The organism is Streptomyces sp. NPDC050508 (assembly GCF_040655155.1).
Classification (GTDB): domain Bacteria; phylum Actinomycetota; class Actinomycetes; order Streptomycetales; family Streptomycetaceae; genus Streptomyces.
Map to the genome: position 1 here is coordinate 120,852 of NZ_JBFAJJ010000004.1, position 20,514 is coordinate 141,365.

Here is a 20,514-nt window from a genome sequence, read left to right on the forward strand (position 1 = left end):
GCGTCACCTCACGTAGGTCGCGACCGGAAGCTTCTCGATGCGGATCGCCGAGGCCTTGAACTCCGCCGTCCCCGCGATCGGGCAATTCGCCTCGATCGTCAGCTGGTTGGTGTCCACCTCGTCGGGAAAGTGCATGGTCATGAAGGCGAGCCCGGGCCGCAACGCCGTGTCCACCCACACCGGCGCCACCACCGCCCCGCGCCGCGAGGACACCCGCACCTCCTCGCCGACCACGACCCCGTACCGCTCCGCGTCCTCCGGACACAGCTCGATGAACTCGCCGCGCCTGAGCGGAGAGGCGAAACTCCCGCTCTGCACACCGGTGTTGTACGAGTCCAGCCGCCGCCCGGTCGTCAGCCGGATCGGATACTCCTCGTCCGTGAGGTCGACGGGCGGATCGTGCTGGACGAGCCCGAACGGCGCCCGCACACCGCGTCGCGCCGGGTCCGTCTCCCACAACCTGCCGTGCAGATAGGTCGGTTCGAGTTCGTCGGTGCTCGGGCACGGCCACTGGATGCCCTGGTGCTCCTCCAGGCGCGCGTACGTCATCCCGTGGTGATCCGGTGACAGCGACCGCAGTTCGTTCCACACGGCCTCCGAGTCGGCGTACTTCCAGTCGTGCCCGAGCCGGTCGGCCAGCGCGCAGATGATGTCGATGTCCTCGCGGGCCTCACCGGGCGGCGTGACCGCCCGCCGTACCCGCTGAACTCGCCGCTCGCTGTTGGTCGTTGTCCCCTCGGTCTCCGCCCAGCCGGCGGTGGCGGGCAGGACGACGTCCGCCAACTCGGCAGTCTTCGTGAGGAAGATGTCCTGGACGACAAGGAAGTCGAGGGCCGCCAACCGTCGTACGGCCTGCTCGCTGTCCGCCTCCGACTGCGCCGGGTTCTCGCCGATGCAGTAGACCGCCTTGAGCGTGCCCTCCTCCATCGCCTCGAACATCTCGGTGAGGTTCAGGCCGTAGTGGGGCTGGATGGCGGTGTCCCAGGCCGACTCGAACTTGAGCCGTGCGTCCGGGTCGAGGATGTCCTGGAAGCCGGGCAGGCGGTTGGGGATCGCGCCCATGTCGCCGCCGCCCTGCACGTTGTTCTGGCCGCGCAGCGGCTGCAACCCGCTGGCGTAGCGGCCCACATGGCCGGTGAGCAGCGACAGGTTGATGAGCGCGCGCACGTTGTCCGTGCCGTTGTGGTGCTCGGTGATGCCGAGCGTCCAGCACAGCTGGGCCCGCTCGGCGCGCGCGTAGGAGTGCGCCAACTCCCTTATGGCGGCGGCCGGTACACCCGTCACCTTCTCCGCGAGGGACAGCGTCCACGGCTCGACGAGCGCCCGGTACTCCTCGAACCCCGAGGTCGCCCGCTCGACGAACGCCTCGTTGACGAGCCCCGCGCGGATGATCTCCCGGCCGATCGCGTGCGCCATCGGGATGTCCGTGCCCACATTGAGCCCGAGCCAGCTCTCCGCCCACTCGGCGGTCGACGTACGACGCGGGTCGACCGCATACAGCCGACCGCCGTTGTGTATGCCCTTCAACACGTGCTGGAAGAAGATCGGGTGCGCGAAACGGGCGTTGGAGCCCCACATCACGATGACGTCCGTGTGCTCGATCTCCTCGTACGACGACGTCCCGCCGCCCGAACCGAACGCGGCCGACAGACCCGCCACGCTCGGGGCGTGACACGTGCGGTTGCAGGAGTCGACGTTGTTGGTGCCCATGACGACCCGGGCGAACTTCTGCGCCACGTAGTTCATCTCGTTGGTGGCACGGGCGCAGGAGAACATGCCGAACGCGCCGCGCGCCGCCGCCAGGCCCTGGGCGGCGCGGTCCAGGGCCTCCTCCCAAGTGGCCTGGCGGAAGGGCTCGTTGCGGGAGTCCCGGACGAGGGGGTGGGTGAGCCGGGGGTAGGTCTTCCGTTCGCGTCGTTCGCGTTTCCTCATACGGGACTCCTCATGCCGCGCTCCTCAGCGCGAGCAGGTCCGAGATGGCGTGCACGGTGCGCAAAGTGGGCACCTCCACGCCGGTGATCTCCGCCAACTCGACGACGGCCGCGAGGAGTACGTCGAGTTCGAGCGGCTTGCCGCGCTCCAGGTCCTGGAGCGTCGAGGTGCGGTGGTCGCCGACGCGCTCGGCGCCCGCGAGCCGCCGCTCGATGGAGACGCCGACCTCGCAGCCCAGGGCCTCGGCGACGGAGAGCGTCTCGGTCATCATGATCTCGATGACCTTGCGGGTGCCGCCGTGCAGACACATCTGCCGCATGGTGGCGCGGGCCAGCGCACTGATCGGGTTGAACGAGATGTTGCCGAGCAGCTTGAGCCAGATGTCGTTGCGCAGATCCGGCTCGACCGGGCACTTCAACCCGCCCGCCTGCATGGCCTCGCTCAGCGCCAGACAGCGCGCCGAGACGCTGCGGTCGGGCTCTCCGATCGAGAACCGGGTGCCTTCGAGATGGCGGACAACTCCCGGTCCCGCAAGCTCGGTTGCCGCGTAGACGACACATCCGACGGCCCGCTCGGGCGCGAGCACCGCACTGACCGCGCCGTCAGGGTCCACGCTCTCGATGCGCTGCCCGTCGTAGGGGCCGCCGTGTGCGTGGAAGTACCACCAGGGGATGCCGTTCTGGGCGGCCACGACCGCCGTGGTGTCGTGCAGCAGGGGCTCGATCAGCGGCCCGCACGCGGCGTACGAGTTGGCTTTGAGGCCGAGGAGGACGAAGTCGACCGGGCCGATCTCGGCCGGGTCGTCGGTGGCATGGGCGCGGGCGGTGAAGTCGCCGCGCGGGCTGAGTACTTGGACACCGTGCCGCCTCATGGCCGCGAGATGCGGTCCACGGGCGACGAGGTGCACATCGGCGCCCGCACGGTGGAGCGAGGCGCCGACATAGGCGCCGATCGCGCCGGCGCCGAGGACTGCGACTTTCACTGGAGACTCTCCGTTCGGTCGAGGGAGTACCGCGGAGGTGGCTGCCGTCCGGCCAGTGCGGACGGCGCCGAGCAGTGGAGAACAGTGTCGACGAAATATTGTCTACAGTATGGAGTCGGGGGCGGCAAGGGTTCGGACAGCGACCGTTCCGGCAACCACCGTTCCGTCAGCGACCGTTCGGCGCAGTCTGCATACCGCTCATCGCATACGGTCGACGCGCCGCCTTCTCAACTCCCTTGCCACTCCCTACCGTCCGGGATCATGAGTCCCCCAGTCGCACCCCCGGCGTGGAGCCGCTGGCTGGTTCCGCCCGCCGCCCTCTCGGTGCATCTCTCCATCGGCCAGGCCTACGCCTGGAGTGTCTTCAAGCCGCCGCTCGAATCCTCACTGAACCTCAGCGGCACGCAGAGCGCGCTGCCCTTCCAGCTCGCGATCGTCATGCTCGGCCTGTCGGCCGCGTTCGGCGGCACCCTCGTCGAACGCAACGGACCGCGCTGGGCGATGACCGTCGCCCTGATCTGCTTCTCCTCCGGCTTCCTGATCTCCGCGCTGGGTGCGGAGACGAAGCAGTTCTGGCTGATCGTCCTCGGCTACGGCTTCGTCGGCGGGATCGGCCTCGGCATCGGCTACATCTCACCCGTCTCGACCCTCATCAAGTGGTTCCCGGACCGGCCCGGCATGGCCACCGGCATCGCCATCATGGGCTTCGGCGGCGGCGCGCTCATCGCCTCCCCGTGGACCGCGCAGATGCTGAAGTCGTTCGGCTCCGACAACACCGGCATCGCCCAGTCGTTCCTCGTACTCGGTCTTTCGTATGCGGTATTCATGACGCTCGGCGTGCTGCTCGTGCGGGTGCCGCGCACGGAGGACCTCAAGGACACAGCGAACGCGCCCAGCGTCCTCTCCGGCGTACAGGTCTCGGCCAACAGCGCCGTGCGCACCCCGCAGTTCTGGTGCCTGTGGGTCGTCCTGTGCATGAACGTGACCGCGGGCATCGGCATCCTGGAGAAGGCCGCCCCGATGATCACGGACTTCTTCGCGGGGACCTCCACGCCCGTCACGGTGTCGGCCGCCGCCGGTTTCGTCGCACTGCTCTCCGCGGCCAACATGGCGGGCCGTATCGGCTGGTCCTCGACCTCCGACCTGATCGGACGCAAGAACATCTACCGCGTCTACCTCGGCGTCGGCGCGGTCATGTACGCGCTCATCGCCCTGTTCGGCGACTCCTCGAAGCCACTGTTCATCCTGTGCGCGCTGGTGATCCTCTCCTTCTACGGCGGCGGCTTCGCGACCGTGCCCGCCTACCTCAAGGACCTCTTCGGGACCTACCAGGTCGGCGCGATCCACGGCCGGCTGCTCACCGCCTGGTCCCTGGCCGGTGTCCTCGGACCGCTGATCGTGAACTGGATCGCCGACCACCAGAAGGCCGCCGGCAAACACGGCGCGTCCCTCTACGACACGTCCTTCATCATCATGATCGGGCTGCTCGTCATCGGCTTCGTCGCCAACGAACTCGTCCGGCCCGTCGACGCCCGCCACCACATTCCCGCCCCGAGGGAGGCCGCCGATGTCGAACGACAGCAGTCAGAGTCCGCCTGACCGACGGCCGCTCATCGCCTTCGCCTGGCTCTGGGTGGGCGCACCGCTCGTGTACGGCCTGTACGAACTGATCCTCAAGGCGAAGCAGCTGTTCACCGGCTGAATGTTCGGGCGACACCGTCAATCACAGGATGGATGACAGAAGCCGACAACCCGGACGGTTGTTTCCTGTGGCATCACCTGCCGTCGTACCCGCGAGTCACTGGCAAGACTGGTGGATCCCGCTACCCAAGGCAACGAGGGGGACCACCCATGAACGGCACGCGGATCGCCGCCGTCGGCCACTACCAGCCCGCCAAGGTACTCACCAATGAGGACCTGGCGGGCATGGTCGACACGAGTCACGAGTGGATCACCTCTCGGGTGGGCATCAAGACCCGCCACATCGCCGGGCCCGACGAACCCGTCGACGAGCTGGCCGCCCACGCAGCTGCCAAGGCCCTCGCCGCCGCGGGCCTGACGCCCGGGGACATCGACCTGGTCCTGGTCGCCACCTCCACGGCCATCGACCGCTCCCCGAACATGGCCGCCCGCGTCGCCGCCCGCCTCGGCATCCCGTCGCCCGCCGCCATGGACGTCAACGTCGTGTGCGCCGGTTTCACCCACGCCCTGGCCACCGCCGACCACGCCGTCCGTGCGGGCGCGGCCACCCGGGCCCTGGTCATCGGCGCCGACAAGATGTCCGAGGTCACCGACTGGACCGACCGTACGACCTGTGTCCTCGTCGGCGACGGAGCGGGCGCCGCCGTGGTCGAGGCCGCCGACGAACCCGGCATTGGACCGGTCCTGTGGGGCTCCGTGCCCGAGATGGGGCACGCGGTACGGATCGAGGGCACGCCCCCGCGGTTCGCCCAGGAGGGCCAGAGCGTCTACCGCTGGGCCACCACCCAGCTCCCGCCCATCGCCCGCAAGGCCTGCGAGAAGGCGGGCCTGACCCCCGCCGACCTCGCCGGCGTCGTCCTCCACCAGGCGAACCTGCGCATCATCGAGCCCCTCGCCGAGAAGATCGGCGCCGTCAACGCGGTCGTCGCCCGCGACGTCGTCCATTCGGGCAACACCTCGGCCGCCAGCATCCCGCTCGCGTTCTCGAAACTCGTCGAACAGGGTGCCGTCCGCACCGGCGACCCCGTCCTGCTGTTCGGCTTCGGCGGGAACCTGTCCTACGCCGGCCAGGTCGTCCGGTGCCCGTGACCTGCGCGGACACTCGGATACATCTTCGGGCGCGCCTTCGGTTGTGACGAGGGCGACTCCCGAACCCCCTGGCTACCGTGCGCCGTAGACTGTAGACGATAGACAATCGATACTTGGTTGTACGGCTACGGTCTACAAAATGCCGATGCTGCCCAGGAGGGGGACCGCGATGTTGTCGCAAGGACTGCCGCAGGGGTCGGTGCCCAAGCTCGAACGACCGGGCCCGCTGCGCGACCGCGTCTACGAGGCGCTGCTCGAACTCATCACCACGCGCGCCCTGCAGCCCGGTCAGCATCTCGTCGAGAGCGAACTCGCCGGGCACCTCGGGGTGTCCCGGCAGCCGGTGCGGGAGGCGCTGCAGCGGCTCAACACCGAGGGCTGGGTCGATCTACGGCCCGCTCAGGGCGCGTTCGTGCACGAGCCGACGGAGGAGGAGGCCGACCAACTCCTCACCGTACGCACGCTGTTGGAGGCCGAAGCCGCCCGGCTCGCCGCCGTCAACGCGGGCAAGGCGGGCATCGCCGTCCTGGAAGAGCTGTGCGCGGAGGGCGAGCGCGCCGTCGACGCGGACGACGTGGACGCCGCCGTCGCCATGAACGCCCGCTTCCACACGAAGGTCATGGAGCTCGCCGGCAACGCGGTCCTCGCCGAACTCGCCGCGCAGGTCGACCGCCGGGTCCGCTGGTACTACACACCGGTGGCCCGTCAGCGCGGGGTGAGGTCCTGGATCGAGCACCGCGCCCTGATCGACGCGATCGCGGCCCGCGACGAGCTGCGCGCCAGCCTGCTGATGCGTGAACACACCGAGCACACCCGGCGGTCGTATCACGAGCGCGCGAAGTCCTGAGCCTTCGCAGGGCTGTTGGCGCACCACCGGTTCTCGACCGCCAGCATCGCGACCAACACGCCCACCAGGGCGAGGAGTTCGACGACGGCGGACAGGTGGATGCCGAGCAGCGCCGTGGCCAGGGCCAGGGGTGCCGCGCCGGCGCGGAAGCGCACGGGGAACAACCGCATCGCCGCCCGGAACGCCACATCCCCCGCGAGGAACAACGCGACACCGCCGGCCAGCGCCAACGCCGGGCCCGCGGTGAGGTGTTCGGTGAGATGCCCGAGGGTCTTCTTCAAACCCGCGGCGAGGTAGGCGATGCCCAGCAGCATGGGCAGGAAGGCGTAGTAGTACGCGTTCATCGCCAGCCGGAAGCGGCGCGGCGCCGGGGTCGCCCGGAACGCCGCCTCGGCCAGCTCCTCGTCCCGCACGAAGTACGTCCACCACAAGGCGATCGCCAGTGCCAGCGTGAGGAACGCGCCCACGAACAGGCCCGGTGTGAGCGCCCGGTCGCCGATCCCGATGCCGATCGAGATGACGGACTCGCCGAACGCGATGATCAGCAACAGCCCGTGCCGCTCCACGAAGTGCGCCGGATCCAGGGTGCCGAGCTGGACCCGCAGGGCAGCCGCCGGGCGTCCGTCCCGGCGGCCGGGCCCGTACTCGGCCACGTACGGCGTCACGAACTGCACCACCAGCGCGAGCAGCCACAAGCCGTCCACCGCAAGGCCGTTGACCAGTCCGGCGGCGGTGACGGACAGGGCGGCGAGCGCGTTCGGGACGCCGTACCAGATGGAGTCCCAGCCGTGGCTGCGCGTGTACAGCGCGGTGTGCACGACCACGACCAGTAGATAGCCGAGCCCGAACACAACTCCCGTGTCGTCGAAGACCCGTGGGATCGCCAGCGCGCACACCAGGAACGCGCCCATGCCCAGCATCAGCAGGAGTCGCCGTGAAGGCCGGTCGGGCGGGACCTGGTTGGTGAGGTACGCGTAGGCGCCGTACATCCAGAACAGCACGATGAAGATCAACGCGACGCGGCCCGCCGTCGCGAACGACAGGTCGGCGGCGAGCAGCACGGTGAGTTGGGTGATGGTGAAGACGAAGACGAGGTCGAAGAAGAGCTCCAGCGTGGTGACTCTGCGGCCGGGCTCGTCTTCGGGTGCGGTGTTCATGTGGTTCCCCCGGTGCCCCTGTCCGATCAATGTGCCGATCGTAAGGGGGCGTTGAGGGCGATGGCCCTCCCGACCGGGGGAGGGCCATCGGGCAGGTCCACGACGGTGTCGTACGAACTGTCAGGTCGCGGGCTGTGGTTGGGGAACGTGCGCCGATTCCCTGTCCCCGCGCCCCGGTTGGCGCAGTAGGAGTGCGATGGCCGCCGCCACCATCGAGACACCGCCGGCCAGCGCGTACGCCCCGTTGTAGCCCCAGGCCGCCACGACCATGGAGCCGAGGCCGCCGCCGAACAGGCCGCTGACGAGCTTGCCGCTGTACACCAGGCCGTAGTTGGTGGCGTTGAAGTTCTCGCCGAAGTAGTCCGGGGTCAGGGCGGCGAACATCGGGTAGAAGGCGCCGCCGCCGAAACCGGACAGGAACGCGAAGAACAGGAACAGCCACTCGCTGCGCAGATGGCCGGCCCAGATCACGCCGAACTGGGCCAGGCCCAGGACCAAAATGACGAAGACCAGGGTGAGTTTGCGGCCCCACAGGTCGGACAGCCAGCCGACGACCGCGCGGCCTATGCCGTTGATGACGGCCATGATGCCCATCGAGGAGGCCGCCACCAGCGGGCCGAAGCCCACGTCCTTGGCGAAGTCGACCTGGAAGGAGATCCCGAAGATCGACACTCCGGCGGTCAGCACGATGGACAGCCACATCAGCGGCAGCATGCCCGTGCGGATGGCCTCCTTCGGCGTGAACTGCTTTACGGCGGGCGGGTTCTTGGCGAGGCTCGTCGCGCTCTTGTCGTTGCCGCCGTAGGTCAGCGGGTCGATGTCGGCGGGCCACCAGTTCTTCGGCGGGTCCTTGAAGAAGAACGCGCATCCGAACACCACGATCAGGATGTAACAGCCGATCAGGTCCAGGACACGGTGGTAATTCCCGGTGTCGAAGGCGTAGTTGAAGATGAAGATGAACGGCAGCGAGCCGTAGGCGAAGCCGCCGTTGACGAACCCCGTGCGGGCGCCCCGACGTTCGGGGAACCACTTGCCGACCATGTTGATGCAGGTCGCGTAGACCAGACCGGCGCCTATGCCGCCGATGACGCCGAAGCCGATGATCGCCAGCCACACGTTGTCCAGATGGGACAGGGCGAGGAAGCCGAGGACGCACATCACCGAGCCGACGTACATCGCCCTGCGCGCCGACAGGATGCCCTTCTCCCGCATCCAGCCCGCGGGGAAGGCGATGCCGGCCTGGAAGAAGACCCAAATGCTCAGGATCCAGAAGGTGTTGCTCTGCGTCCAGCCGTGCGCGCTGGACAGGGTGTCCTCCGCGGAGCCGTACGCGTACTCGAAGACACTGATCGCCATCATGGCGATCCACGGCAGATAGATCATGATCTTGCGTGAGTGGCCGAGGATGTCGCGGTCGGTCTCGCCGACGCGGTAGACGCGGCCGTGGGCGTCGGTCACTTCACGGTAGGGACGGTTCGCGGCGCCGGATTCGTTCGTGGTGATGGGATCTGCGGTCATGTCACGCCATCTCCTCGCCGAGCGGGTGCGGGTTGGGCACGATGCGCCGGGCGTTGGGCCTGCCCGGTGCCTTGAGGAAGAGCGCCAGCACCGCGGAGGCCAGGCCCACGGAACCGGCCAGGACGAACGCGCCGTGGTAGTCCCACTCACCCACGACGACCGCGCCCAGGCCGGAGCCGACGAGCCCCGAGATCAGCTTCGAGCTGTAGACCATGCCGTAGTTGCTGGCGTTGTTGTTCTCACCGAAGTAGTCGGCCGTCATGGCCGCGAACAGCGGGAAGATCGCCCCGCCGCCGAAACCCGAGACCATGGAGCAGAACAGGAAGAACGGCATGCTGCCCATCTGGCCCGAGACCAGCACGCCGAACTGGGCCGTGCCGAGCACGAGGCACACGATGATCAGCGTGTGACGGCGGCCGTAGCGGTCGGAGATCCAGCCGATGACACCGCGCCCGGTGCCGTTCACGATCGCCTTCAGAGACATCGCCGTGGCCACGATCCCGCCCGCGAAGCCCATGTCCTTGCCGAACGGCACCTGGAAGGCGATGCCGAAGATGTTGATGCCGGCCGTGCACAGCAGACAGAACCACATCATCCAGAGCACGGGGGTACGGGCGGCCTCCTTGGGTGTGTACTGCTTGACCGCCGGCGGGTTCTTCTCCAACGCCCGCCGGATCTTGGGGTCTTGGGTCGCCTTGAGCGGATCGACGTGCGCGGGCCACCAGTTCTTGGGCGGATCACGGAAGAACCAGCCCGCCGAGGCCACCACCAGACACAGTCCTACGCCGACCAGGCTGAGCAGCACCTTGTAGTTGCCGAGGTCGAGCACGGAGGTGAAAAGGAACACGAACGGCACGGACCCATAGGCGAATCCGCCGTTCACGAAGCCCGTCTTGCCGCCCTTGCGCTCCGGATACCACTTGCCGACCATGTTCACGCAGGTCGCATACACAAGACCGGCGCCGATACCGCTGCACATGCCGAAGCCGAAGTAGGCGACGAGCACGTTCGGCGCGAAGGCCAGCGCCAGATAGCCCAGCAGGGTGCCGAGCGCGCCGATCAACATGGCCGTACGGGCCGGGAGTTTGCCGCTTTCTCGCAACTGCCCGGCAGGGAAGGCCACGGCCGCCTGGAAGAACACCCAGACGCCCATCAGCCAGAAGATGTGTCCACTGCTCCACAGATGCGCGTCGTGGAGCGTGTCCTCCGCCGACGTGAACGCGTACTCGGCGGAACTGATGCCCATCATGCCCACCCAGGGCAGGACGACCATCCACTTGCGTGCCCGGCCCATGATGTCGACATCGGATTCACCGATGCGGTACACGCGGCCGTGACGGTCCGTCACCTCCCTGTAGGAGACGGACATTGGGTAGTCCGTTGTTGCCATCGCTCAGTGCCCCTTGCGTCGAAAGTCTGGCCAGCGCCCCCTGTCCAATGCCTTTCGCGTGCGCACGGGTCCCCGGGGCCGGCCGACCGCACTGTCGGCCGGCCCCGCGTCGGCTCACGTCATGAACCACCGCCCAACAGCCCCGCCGCACGCGCCCATTGGTACTTCGCGCCGAGCACGGCCACCGGCTTCTCCGTCGTGTACGGGTACGCCACCACCCCGCGCTCGTACAGGTACTGGCAGGCCTCCTCGACCTCGACGTCACCCGCGAGCGACGCCACCACCGGCTTCTCGATGCCGCGTTCCTTGAACTCGGCGACCACGCGCGCGGTGAGCTCCGCGAAGACCATCGGGGGAGTGACGATGGTGTGCCAGTAACCGAGGACCAGCGCATGGATCCGCGGGTCCTCCAGACCGAGCCGGATCGTCGCCTCGTACGTCGACGGCGGCTCGCCCCCGGTGATGTCGACCGGGTTGCCCGCGGCCCCGAAGGGCGGGATGAACTTCCGGAAGGACGCGTCGAGGTCCGGCGGAATCTCCATCAGGGAAAGGCCGTTGTCGGTCACCGCGTCGGAGAGGAGCACGCCGCTGCCGCCGGCGCCCGTGATGATAACGACGTTGTCTCCCTTGGGAGTTGGCAGCACGGGCAGACCGCGCGCGTACTCCAGCATGTCGTTGAGCCCGGGGGCACGGATGACTCCGGCCTGCTTCAGGATGTCGCTGTACACGGCGTCGTCGCCGGCCAACGCGCCCGTGTGCGAGCCGGCGGCCTTCGCACCCGCCGCCGTACGACCCGCCTTCAGGACAACAACTGGCTTACGGGGTACGGTCTTTCGGGCCGCCTCCACGAACGCGCGGCCGTCCTTGAGGTCCTCCAGGTGCATCGCGATGCACTCGGTGTGCGGGTCCTCGCCGAACCAGGTCAGCAGGTCGTCCTCGTCCAGGTCCGACTTGTTGCCGAGCCCGACGATCGCCGACACCCCCGTCTTCGTGGTCCGCGCGAAACCCAGGATCGCCATCCCGATCCCACCGGACTGCGAGGTCAGCGCCACCCCGCCCTTCACGTCGTACGGCGTGCAGAACGTGGCGCACAGGTCCTGCCAGGTCGAGTAGTAGCCGTAGATGTTCGGCCCGAGGAGGCGGACGCCGTAGCGCTCGGCGATCTCGACTATCTCGTCCTGGAGTTGGACCTCACCGGTCTCCGCGAACCCGGAGGGGATGAGGACGGCGTTGGGGATGTTCTTGCGTCCCACCTCCTCCAGTGCCGCTGCCACGAACTTGGCGGGAATGGCGAAGACGGCCACATCCACCTCACCGGGAACGTCCGTGACACTCTTGTACGCCTTGCGGCCCAGAATGTCATCGGCCTTGGGGTTCACCGGATGGATCTCCCCGGCGAAACCACCGTCGACGAGGTTGCGCATCACCGAATTGCCGATCTTGCCCTGCTCGTTCGAGGCACCGATCACGGCGACCGAGTTCGGCTCCATCAACCGGCGCATGGTCGTCAGGATTTCGTCGCGTGTATACCGTCGACGGGGTACCGGCTGCGACTCGGCGAGGATCACCCGGATGTCGGCCGCGACCGCGCCCTCCGGAGTCGCGATCACCGGATTGAGGTCCACCTCGGCGATCTCCGGGAAGTCCGCGACCAGTTGGGACACCCGGCGGATCTGCTCCGCGATCGCCCACCGGTCGACGGCCGGTGCGCCGCGTACCCCGCGCAGGATCTCCGCCGCCCGGATCGAGTCCAGCATGGACAGCGCCTCGTCGGGGCTCACGGGAGCGAGCCGGAACGTCACGTCTTTCAGTACCTCGACGAGCACCCCGCCGAGCCCGAACGCGACCACCTTCCCGAACGTCGGGTCGGTCACCGCACCGACGATGACCTCCTGGCCCTGCGGCAGCAACTCCTGTACCTGAACGCCCTCGATGCGAGCGTCGGCGTCGTACGCCCGCGCGTTGTCGATGATCCTGTGGAACGCGGCCCGTACGTCCGCCGCGCCCTCAACCCCGACGATCACTCCGCCGGCGTCGGTCTTGTGCAGGATGTCGGGGGAGACGATCTTCATCACGACGGGCCCGCCGAACCGTGCCGCGTAGGCCACGGCCTCGTCGACGTCCGTCGCCAACTCCTCACCCGGTACGGCGATCCCGTACGCGTCGGCGATCACCTTGCCCTCCGGCGCGGTCAGCGCGAGCCGTCCCTCGGCCCGCACGGAGTCGAGGAGTACGCGCACCTTCAGGACCCGGTCCTCTGCCATCACGTCAGATCACCCCGTTCGACTTGAGCAGGCGCAACTCTTCGTCGCCGAGACCGAGTTCGCCGATGTAGACCTCTTCGTTGTGCTCGCCGAGCAGCGGTGAACTGGTCACGTCCACGGGGGAGTCGGAGAGCTTGAGCGGGCTGCCGACGGTGACGAACTCGCCGCGCTCGGGGTGCGGCACCGTCACGACCATCTCGTTGGCGATCAGCGACTCGTCCTCGATGATCTCCCTGGTCGACAGGATCGGCCCGCACGGGATGTTGTGGGCATTGAGCCGCTCCAGCACCTCCCACTTGGGCAGCGTGGAGGACCACTCCTCGATCAGCTGGAACATCTTGGAGAGCTGCGGCAACCGGGCCTCCGGCGTGGCCCATTCGGGGTCCTCGGCCAGCTCAGGCCGACCGATCAGCTCGGCGAGCGGCTTCCAGCCGACGGGCTGCACGATGACGTACACGTAGTCGTTCGGGCCGCCCGGAGCGCACTTGACGGCCCAGCCGGGCTGACCACCGCCGGACGCGTTGCCCGAGCGGGGCACCTCGTCGCCGAAGTCCTCGTTCGGGTACTCGGCGAGCGGGCCGTGCGCCAGGCGCTGCTGGTCGCGCAGCTTCACCCGGCACAGATTGAGTACGGCGTGCTGCATGGCGACGTTGACGCGCTGACCGCGGCCGGTGCTCTCCCGCTGGAACAGTGCCGCCAGTATCCCGGCTACTGTATGCACTCCTGTGCCGGAGTCGCCGATCTGAGCGGCCGTCGCCAGCGGCGGCCCGTCCTCGAAGCCGGTGGTGGACATCGACCCGCCCATCGCCTGCGCGACGACCTCGTACGCCTTGAAGTTGGTGTACGGACCGTCCCCGAAGCCCTTGATGGACGCATACACAATGCGGGGATTGATCTCCTGTATGCGATCCCAGGTGAACCCCATACGGTCGACCGCGCCCGGCCCGAAGTTCTCGACCATGACGTCGGAGCGCCGGATCAGCTCGGTCAGGATCTCCTTGCCGCGCTCGGTTTTCGTGTTGAGGGTGATGCTCCGCTTGTTGCAGTTGAGCATCGTGAAGTAGAGGGAGTCGACGTCGGGGAGGTCGCGCAGCTGCTTGCGGGTGATGTCGCCGGTCGGCGCCTCCAGCTTGACGACGTCGGCGCCGAGCCAGGCGAGGAGTTGGGTGGCGGAGGGGCCGGACTGGACGTGCGTCATGTCGAGGACGCGGATGCCTTCAAGTGCCCTGGCGGTCATGGCCGTTCACCTCACTTGTACATCGTCTGGTTCATGGTTCCGGGGGCGTACGCGTCCGGGTCGACCCAGACGTTGATCAGCGACGGCTTGCCCGACTCACGGGCGCGTTGCAGGGCGGGGCCGATGTCGGCGGGGTCGCGGACCTCCTCGCCGTAACCGCCCAGCATCTGGGCGAACTTGTCGTAGTGGACGTCCCCGAGGGTGTTGCCGACCCGCTCGCGTTCCAGGCCGTACTTGGCGGCCTGGCCGTAACGGATCTGGTTCATCGAGGAGTTGTTGCCGACGATGCCGACGAAGGGGAGGTCGTAGCGGACGAGGGTCTCGAAGTCCCAGCCGGTGAGGGAGAACGCGCCGTCGCCGAACAGCGCGACGACCTCCTTGTCCGGTCGCGCCTGCTTGGCCGCCAGCACGAAGGGGATGCCGACGCCGAGGGTGCCCAGGGGCCCCGGATCCATCCAGTGGCCCGGTGACTTGGGCTGCACGACCTGCCCGGAGAAGGTGACGATGTCGCCGCCGTCGCCGATGTAGATGGAGTCCTCGGTGAGGAAGTCGTTGATCTCGCTGACCAGACGGTAGGGGTGGATCGGTGAGGCGTCCGACTTCAGGCTCGGCAACCGCTTCTCGATCGCGGTCTGTTCGGCGGCGCGCAGCTCGTCGAGCCACTCCTTGCGCCGGGACGCACCGCCGTTGATGCGTCCCGAGGCGGCCTCGGTGACCGACTTCAGCACGAGCCCCGCGTCGCCGACGATGCCGAGGTCGATGTCGCGGTTCTTGCCGACGGTGCGGTAGTCGAGGTCGATCTGCACGACGGTCGCGTCCGGGGAGAGGCGCTTGCCGTAGCCCATGCGGAAGTCGAAGGGCGTGCCGACGATGACGATGACGTCGGCGTTGGAGAAGGCGTACCGGCGCGAGAGCTGGAAGTGGTGCGGATCGCCGGGCGGGAGGGTGCCGCGGCCCGCGCCGTTCATGTACGCGGGGATGTTGAGGGTGCGGACGAGGTCAATGGCCGCCTCGGTGCCGTGAGTTGTCCACACCTGGCTGCCCAACAGGATCGCCGGCTTCTCGGCGTGCACGAGCAGGTCGGCGAGCTTCTCGATCGCCTCGGGATCGCCGGCCGAACGGGTCGAGGCGCGGTAGGCACCCGGCTTCGGCACCCGCGCCTTGCCCACCGGCACCTTCGCGTCGAGGACGTCCCGCGGGATCTCCAGGAAGGAGGGGCCGGGCGCGCCGTGGTAGCACTCGCGGAACGCCATCGACACCATGTCGGCGGCGCGCGCCGTGTCCGGCACCGTCGCCGCGAACTTGGTGATCGGCGTCATCATGTCGACGTGCGGCAGGTCCTGCAGGGACCCCATCTTGTGCTGGGTGAGAGCCCCTTGGCCGCCGATCAGCAGCATCGGGGACTCTGCGCGGAAGGCGTTGGCGACACCGGTGACGGCGTCGGTCGTACCGGGACCCGCGGTAACCACCGCGCACCCCGGCCTGCCGGTGATCCGCGCGTAGCCGTCCGCCGCGTGGGCTGCCACCTGTTCGTGGCGTACGTCGACGACTTCTATGCCCTCGTCGACGCAGCCGTCGTAGATGTCGATGATGTGGCCGCCGCACAGGGTGTAGATGCGGTCGACCCCCTCGGCCTTCAGGGCTTTGGCAACGAGATGACCACCGGAAATCACGTCCTGGGTGTCGTCGGGCATGGCGAAGTCCTGTCCCTTCGTAGGGGGTTGGAACGCTCTCGCGGTACATTGCATACAGTCGACGAATACTGTATGAAGCTTGTTATCCCGCATCCAGTGGGTGGTGTCCAGGGGGCGTGCGGCACTTTTAAGTCAGGAGCCGAGATGGACCTGTACGAGCACCAGGCAAGGGAACTCTTCGAGGAACACGGCATCTTGGTGCCCCGGGCCGAGGTCACCGCCTCGTCCAAGGAGGCGCGGGAGATCGCCCGCAGGCTGGGCGGCCGGGTGGTGGTGAAAGCCCAGGTGAAGACCGGTGGACGGGGCAAGGCGGGCGGGGTGAAGCTCGCCGCCGACCCGGCCGCCGCGGAGCTGACCGCACGCCAGATCCTCGGCATGAACATCAAGGGCCACACGGTCGGCAAGGTGATGCTGGCCCAACCCGTGGACATCGACAGCGAGTTCTACGTCTCGTACGTCCTCGACCGCGCGGCGGGCCGCTTCCTCGCGATCGCGTCCGCCGAGGGCGGTATGGAGATCGAGGAGATCGCCGCCAGTCGACCGGAGGCAGTCGCCCGTATACACATCGACCCCGTCGAGGGCGTCACCTCGGCCAAGGCGGGCGAGATCGCGGAGGCGGCCGGCCTGCCGCCGCAGACCGTCGACGTCCTCGTACGGCTGTGGGAGGTGCTGGTCCGCGAGGACGCCGTCCTCGTCGAGGTCAACCCGCTCGTGCGCACCCGGCAGGGGCAGATCCTCGCCCTCGACGGCAAGGTGACACTCGACGACAACGCCCGCTTCCGGCAGGCACGTTGGGGTGCCGAGGGCGCGGCGCACGACGATCCGCTGGAGGCGGCGGCCGCCGCGAAGGGGCTCAACTACGTCAAGCTCGACGGCGAGGTCGGCGTCATCGGCAACGGCGCGGGCCTGGTCATGTCGACGCTCGACGTGGTCGCCGGCTGCGGCGCCCGGCCCGCCAACTTCCTCGACATCGGCGGCGGGGCATCCGCCCAGATCATGGCCGACGGGCTGTCCGTCATCCTCTCCGACCCGGCCGTGAAGTCGGTCTTCGTGAACGTCTTCGGCGGCATCACCGCATGCGACGCGGTGGCCGACGGCATCGTGCAGGCCCTGGACACCGTCCAGTTGACCAAGCCGCTGGTCGTCCGGCTCGACGGCAACAACGCGGCCCAGGGCCGGGCCGTCCTCGAAGAGCACGCGCATCCACTGGTCCAGCAGGCCACCACCATGGACGGCGCCGCCCGTCGCGCCGCCGACCTCGCCAACGCACGCTAAGGAGCCGGGACATGGCGATCTACCTCACCAAGGAGAGCAAGGTCCTCGTCCAGGGCATGACTGGCGGCGAGGGCATGAAACACACCCGCCGGATGCTCGCGGCCGGCACGAACATCGTCGGCGGCGTCAACCCCCGCAAGGCCGGCCGTACCGTCGACTTCGACGACCGTGCCGTGCCGGTCTTCGGATCGGTCGCCGACGGTATGCAGTCGACGGGAGCCGATGTCACCGTCGTGTTCGTGCCGCCCGCCTTCGCCAAGGCGGCGGTGACCGAGGCCGCCGACGCGGGCATCGGCCTCGCCGTCGTCATCACCGAGGGCATCCCGGTCCACGACTCGGTCGCCTTCACCGCCTACGCGCGCTCGAAGGGCACCCGGATCATTGGCCCGAACTGCCCCGGCCTGATCACCCCCGGCCAGGCCAACGCGGGCATCATCCCCGCCGACATCGCCAAGCCGGGCCGTATCGGCCTGGTGTCCAAGTCCGGCACGCTCACCTACCAACTCATGTACGAACTCCGGGACATCGGCTTCTCGACCTGCGTCGGCATCGGCGGAGACCCCGTCGTCGGCACGACCCACATCGACTGCCTCGCCGCCTTCCAGGACGACCCCGACACCGAACTCGTCGTCCTCATCGGGGAGATCGGCGGCGACGCGGAAGAACGCGCCGCCGCGTACATCCGCGACCACGTCACCAAGCCGGTCGTCGGCTACATCGCCGGCTTCACCGCACCCGAGGGCAAGACGATGGGCCACGCGGGCGCCATCGTGTCCGGCTCGACCGGCACGGCGTCGGCGAAGAAGGAGGCGCTGGAGGCCGTAGGAGTGAAGGTCGGGAGTACACCGACGGAGACCGCCCGGCTGGTGCTGGACCGCCTGGATCTCTCGTAAGTGGCACGTGATGCCACTCGTAGCGGCACGTGATGTCACTCATAGTTGATGTGGCGTGACTGTTGTGCTCCTTCGAGCGCAACTAGCTTCATCTGTACGACAGTTCGTACGTAGGACCGTTCCTGCCTCACCCCGCCCCGACTGTGCACCGAGAGCGGAGCAGAAGCATGGCATCAACCCTCACGCCCGGTTCCACCCCCACATCCGCCCCCACTCCCACCCCTCACCCCTCGATCCTCAAGGCGGGCACGTCCTGGAGTGACGCCTGGCGGCGTTGCCTCGCCGTCGCGCCCGAGGCGTTCCAGGACGACCGAGTCCTCAACCTCTGGAACGCTGCCTGGCAGCGGGACGGCCGGGCCCTGCCCGCCACCACCCCCGTCGACGGCAGCCCCATCGCGGGCCCACCCCGCCTGGACCGGTCCACCGCCCACCAGGCCGTACGTGCCTCCCTCGACCAGCACCGCGCCTGGCGCCACGTCCCGCTCGACGAGCGGCGCGCCCGCGTCGCCGCCACGCTGGACGCCCTGACCGAGCACCGCGAACTCCTCGCGCTGCTGCTGGTCTGGGAGATCGGCAAGCCGTGGCGGCTCGCACAGGCGGACGTGGACCGGTCCATCGACGGCGTGCGCTGGTACGTCGACGGCATCGAGCCGATGCTCGCCGGCCGCGCCCCGCTGGACGGCCCGGTGTCGAACATCGCGAGCTGGAACTACCCGATGAGCGTGCTCGTCCACGCGATGCTGGTCCAGGCGCTCGCCGGAAACGCGGTCATCGCCAAGACCCCGACCGACGGCGGCGTCGCCTGTCTCACCCTGGCCGCGGCGCTGGCCGCACGCGAGGGGATTCCCGTCACCCTCGTCAGTGGCAGCGGAAGCGAGCTGTCGGAGGCGCTGGTCCGCGCGCCCGAGATCGGCTGTGTCTCCTTCGTCGGCGGGCGCGACACCGGAGCCGCGGTGGCCACGGCCGTCGCCGACCTCGGCAAGCGGCACGTACTGGAACAGGAAGGACTCAACACCTGGGGCATCTGGAACCACACGAACTGGGACACGCTCACCGCCGTCATCCCCAAGCTCTTCGACTACGGCAAACAACGCTGCACGGCGTATCCGCGCTTCGTCGTCCAGCGTGAGCTGTTCGACGAGTTCCTCACGGCCTACCTCCCGGCGGTCCGAACTCTCCGCGTCGGCCACCCCCTTGCGGTCCGGCACGACCAAGACCCGTACCCGGAACTGGACTTCGGCCCGGTGATCAACGCGGCCAAGGCCAAGGAACTCCACGACCAGGTCGCCGAGGCGATCGACCGCGGCGCCGTACCCCTGCACCGCGGCAAGCTGTCCGAGGCCAACTTCCTTCCAGGTCAGGACACTTCGGCATACGTCCGCCCCGTCACCCTCCTCAATCCGCCCCCTTCGTCCCCACTGCACCACGCGGAACCGTTCGGCCCGGTCGACACCATCGTCCTGGTCGACACGGAGGCGGAGCTGCTGGCCGCGATGAACGCGTCCAACGGCGCGTTGGTCGCCACCCTGTCCACCGACGACCGGGCAACCTACGACCGACTGGCCCCGCAGATACGGGCGTTCAAGGTCGGCCACGGCACACCACGCTCCCGCGGCGACCGCGACGAACTGTTCGGCGGCTTCGGCGCTTCCTGGCGCGGCGCCTTCGTCGGCGGCGAACTCCTCATCCGCGCGGTGACACACGGGCCGGTGGGGGAGCGGCTGCCGGGCAACTTCCCGGAGTACCAGCTCATGCCGTGACCGGCGGCTGGGTGGCGCTCGCGTCCACCTAACTAGTGTCGCCCGGCGATGATCTCGTCGGCCGGCCACCGGGTCACCCCCCGCGGACAGGGGCGGGGCAGACTCAGCACGATGTGGTTCATCCCGGCGTCGACGAGCCGGCCGACCGTCTCCCGGGTCGTGGCCGGTTCGTCGTACGACACCAGGACCTGCATCGAACGCGTGATCCCGGCCGGGTCGCGGTCGGATCGCGGTCCAGCTCGGCGCAGTGCGCGTCGAGGACGCGGGCGCGCTCGGCGACGTAGGCGACGGTGTTGTGCGGCGGTCCGGGAACGTTCCAAATGTCGGCGTGCTCCGCGACCAGCCGGGCGGCAGCCGGGTGCCCCAGCCGCCGATGAGCAGCGGGGGGCCGGGCCGCTGCACGGGCTTGGGTTCGCATCGTGTGCCCCGGAGTCGATACTGGCGGCCTTCGAAGTCGAAGACGTCCCGAGTCCATCGCCTTCAGGATCTCGACGGTCTCCGCGAGTCGTACGATGCCCTCGCCGGGCGGGACGGGCGAGAGGCCGTACGCCTCGTACTCCGTGATCGCCGGATTGGCGCCATCGATGCCCCCGGCCCCCGGCGGCTGATGCGTGCCGCCGACTCCAAGTCCGAGATACGTCCACGGCGGACGCCATCTTGCCGAGCAAGGCCGGTGGCCGCACGCGGTGGCTGGTGACGAGAAGCCCGAGCCGCAGCTGCTCCGTCCGGGCGGCGAGTGCGCTGAGCAGGGTCCAGGCCTCGTGTATCTGCCCGT

16 protein-coding genes are annotated in these 20,514 nt (G+C 68.6%); 7 read left to right on the top strand and 9 right to left on the bottom strand.

Going from position 1 to position 20,514, the window contains the following annotated elements:
• Nucleotides 1–3 precede the first annotated feature (3 nt).
• Complete coding sequence (locus tag AB0I69_RS12995) at nt 4–1,932, bottom strand: molybdopterin-dependent oxidoreductase (protein ID WP_363095678.1); 1,929 nt, start codon at nt 1,930–1,932, stop codon at nt 4–6.
• A 10-nt stretch (nt 1,933–1,942) separates the two neighbouring features.
• Complete coding sequence (locus tag AB0I69_RS13000; protein ID WP_363095679.1) at nt 1,943–2,914, bottom strand: 2-dehydropantoate 2-reductase; 972 nt, start codon at nt 2,912–2,914, stop codon at nt 1,943–1,945.
• 261 nt (nt 2,915–3,175) lie between these two features.
• Here AB0I69_RS13000 and AB0I69_RS13005 point away from each other — a divergent pair, with 261 nt between their 5' ends.
• The 4 genes from AB0I69_RS13005 to AB0I69_RS13020 all read left to right on the top strand — a co-directional run bounded on the left by AB0I69_RS13005 (nt 3,176) and on the right by AB0I69_RS13020 (nt 6,551).
• On the top strand, nt 3,176–4,513 hold the full coding sequence (locus AB0I69_RS13005; protein ID WP_363095680.1) for an OFA family MFS transporter: 1,338 nt from the start codon (nt 3,176–3,178) through the stop codon (nt 4,511–4,513).
• Complete coding sequence (locus AB0I69_RS13010; RefSeq protein ID WP_019073074.1) at nt 4,482–4,616, top strand: hypothetical protein; 135 nt, start codon at nt 4,482–4,484, stop codon at nt 4,614–4,616. The genes AB0I69_RS13005 and AB0I69_RS13010 overlap by 32 nt, the downstream gene beginning before the upstream one ends.
• A 149-nt stretch (nt 4,617–4,765) precedes the next feature.
• Complete coding sequence (locus AB0I69_RS13015) at nt 4,766–5,704, top strand: beta-ketoacyl-ACP synthase III (RefSeq protein WP_359609628.1); 939 nt, start codon at nt 4,766–4,768, stop codon at nt 5,702–5,704.
• A 169-nt stretch (nt 5,705–5,873) separates the two neighbouring features.
• A complete protein-coding gene (locus AB0I69_RS13020) occupies nt 5,874–6,551 on the top strand; it encodes a GntR family transcriptional regulator (RefSeq protein WP_363095681.1) in 678 nt (225 codons plus the stop codon).
• Here the strand turns inward: AB0I69_RS13020 and AB0I69_RS13025 are convergent.
• From AB0I69_RS13025 to AB0I69_RS13050, 6 genes are all read right to left on the bottom strand, one after another.
• The gene (locus AB0I69_RS13025; protein WP_363095682.1) at nt 6,530–7,708 is read right to left on the bottom strand and encodes a low temperature requirement protein A; all 1,179 of its coding nucleotides are present in this window, start codon (nt 7,706–7,708) and stop codon (nt 6,530–6,532) included. The two genes, AB0I69_RS13020 and AB0I69_RS13025, sit on opposite strands and share 22 nt — an antisense overlap.
• A 120-nt stretch (nt 7,709–7,828) precedes the next feature.
• Nucleotides 7,829–9,226, bottom strand: a complete 1,398-nt coding sequence (locus AB0I69_RS13030; protein ID WP_363095683.1) for an OFA family MFS transporter — start codon at nt 9,224–9,226, stop codon at nt 7,829–7,831.
• Nucleotide 9,227: 1 nt separating this feature from the next.
• Nucleotides 9,228–10,616 (bottom strand): OFA family MFS transporter, encoded by a 1,389-nt coding sequence (locus AB0I69_RS13035; protein ID WP_363095684.1) that lies wholly within the window; start codon nt 10,614–10,616, stop codon nt 9,228–9,230.
• 119 nt (nt 10,617–10,735) lie between these two features.
• On the bottom strand, nt 10,736–12,880 hold the full coding sequence (locus AB0I69_RS13040; RefSeq protein ID WP_363095685.1) for an acetate--CoA ligase family protein: 2,145 nt from the start codon (nt 12,878–12,880) through the stop codon (nt 10,736–10,738).
• Between the two features lie 4 nt (nt 12,881–12,884).
• Entirely contained in the window at nt 12,885–14,117 is a 1,233-nt protein-coding gene (frc, locus tag AB0I69_RS13045; RefSeq protein ID WP_363095686.1) for a formyl-CoA transferase, read from the bottom strand.
• A gap of 11 nt (nt 14,118–14,128) precedes the next feature.
• On the bottom strand, nt 14,129–15,811 hold the full coding sequence (locus AB0I69_RS13050) for a thiamine pyrophosphate-binding protein (protein WP_363095687.1): 1,683 nt from the start codon (nt 15,809–15,811) through the stop codon (nt 14,129–14,131).
• Between the two features lie 144 nt (nt 15,812–15,955).
• Here AB0I69_RS13050 and sucC point away from each other — a divergent pair, with 144 nt between their 5' ends.
• The 3 genes from sucC to AB0I69_RS13065 all read left to right on the top strand — a co-directional run bounded on the left by sucC (nt 15,956) and on the right by AB0I69_RS13065 (nt 19,739).
• The gene (gene sucC, locus AB0I69_RS13055) at nt 15,956–17,086 is read left to right on the top strand and encodes an ADP-forming succinate--CoA ligase subunit beta (RefSeq protein ID WP_363095688.1); all 1,131 of its coding nucleotides are present in this window, start codon (nt 15,956–15,958) and stop codon (nt 17,084–17,086) included.
• 11 nt (nt 17,087–17,097) lie between these two features.
• Nucleotides 17,098–17,979 carry a succinate--CoA ligase subunit alpha gene (gene sucD / locus AB0I69_RS13060; RefSeq protein ID WP_363095689.1) on the top strand — a complete coding sequence of 294 codons (882 nt, stop codon included), beginning with the start codon at nt 17,098–17,100 and terminating at the stop codon, nt 17,977–17,979.
• Between the two features lie 167 nt (nt 17,980–18,146).
• Complete coding sequence (locus AB0I69_RS13065) at nt 18,147–19,739, top strand: aldehyde dehydrogenase family protein (RefSeq protein ID WP_363095690.1); 1,593 nt, start codon at nt 18,147–18,149, stop codon at nt 19,737–19,739.
• Between the two features lie 32 nt (nt 19,740–19,771).
• Here the strand turns inward: AB0I69_RS13065 and AB0I69_RS13070 are convergent, their stop codons facing one another.
• Complete coding sequence (locus tag AB0I69_RS13070; RefSeq protein WP_363095691.1) at nt 19,772–19,933, bottom strand: hypothetical protein; 162 nt, start codon at nt 19,931–19,933, stop codon at nt 19,772–19,774.
• Between the last annotated feature and the right edge of the window lie 581 nt (nt 19,934–20,514).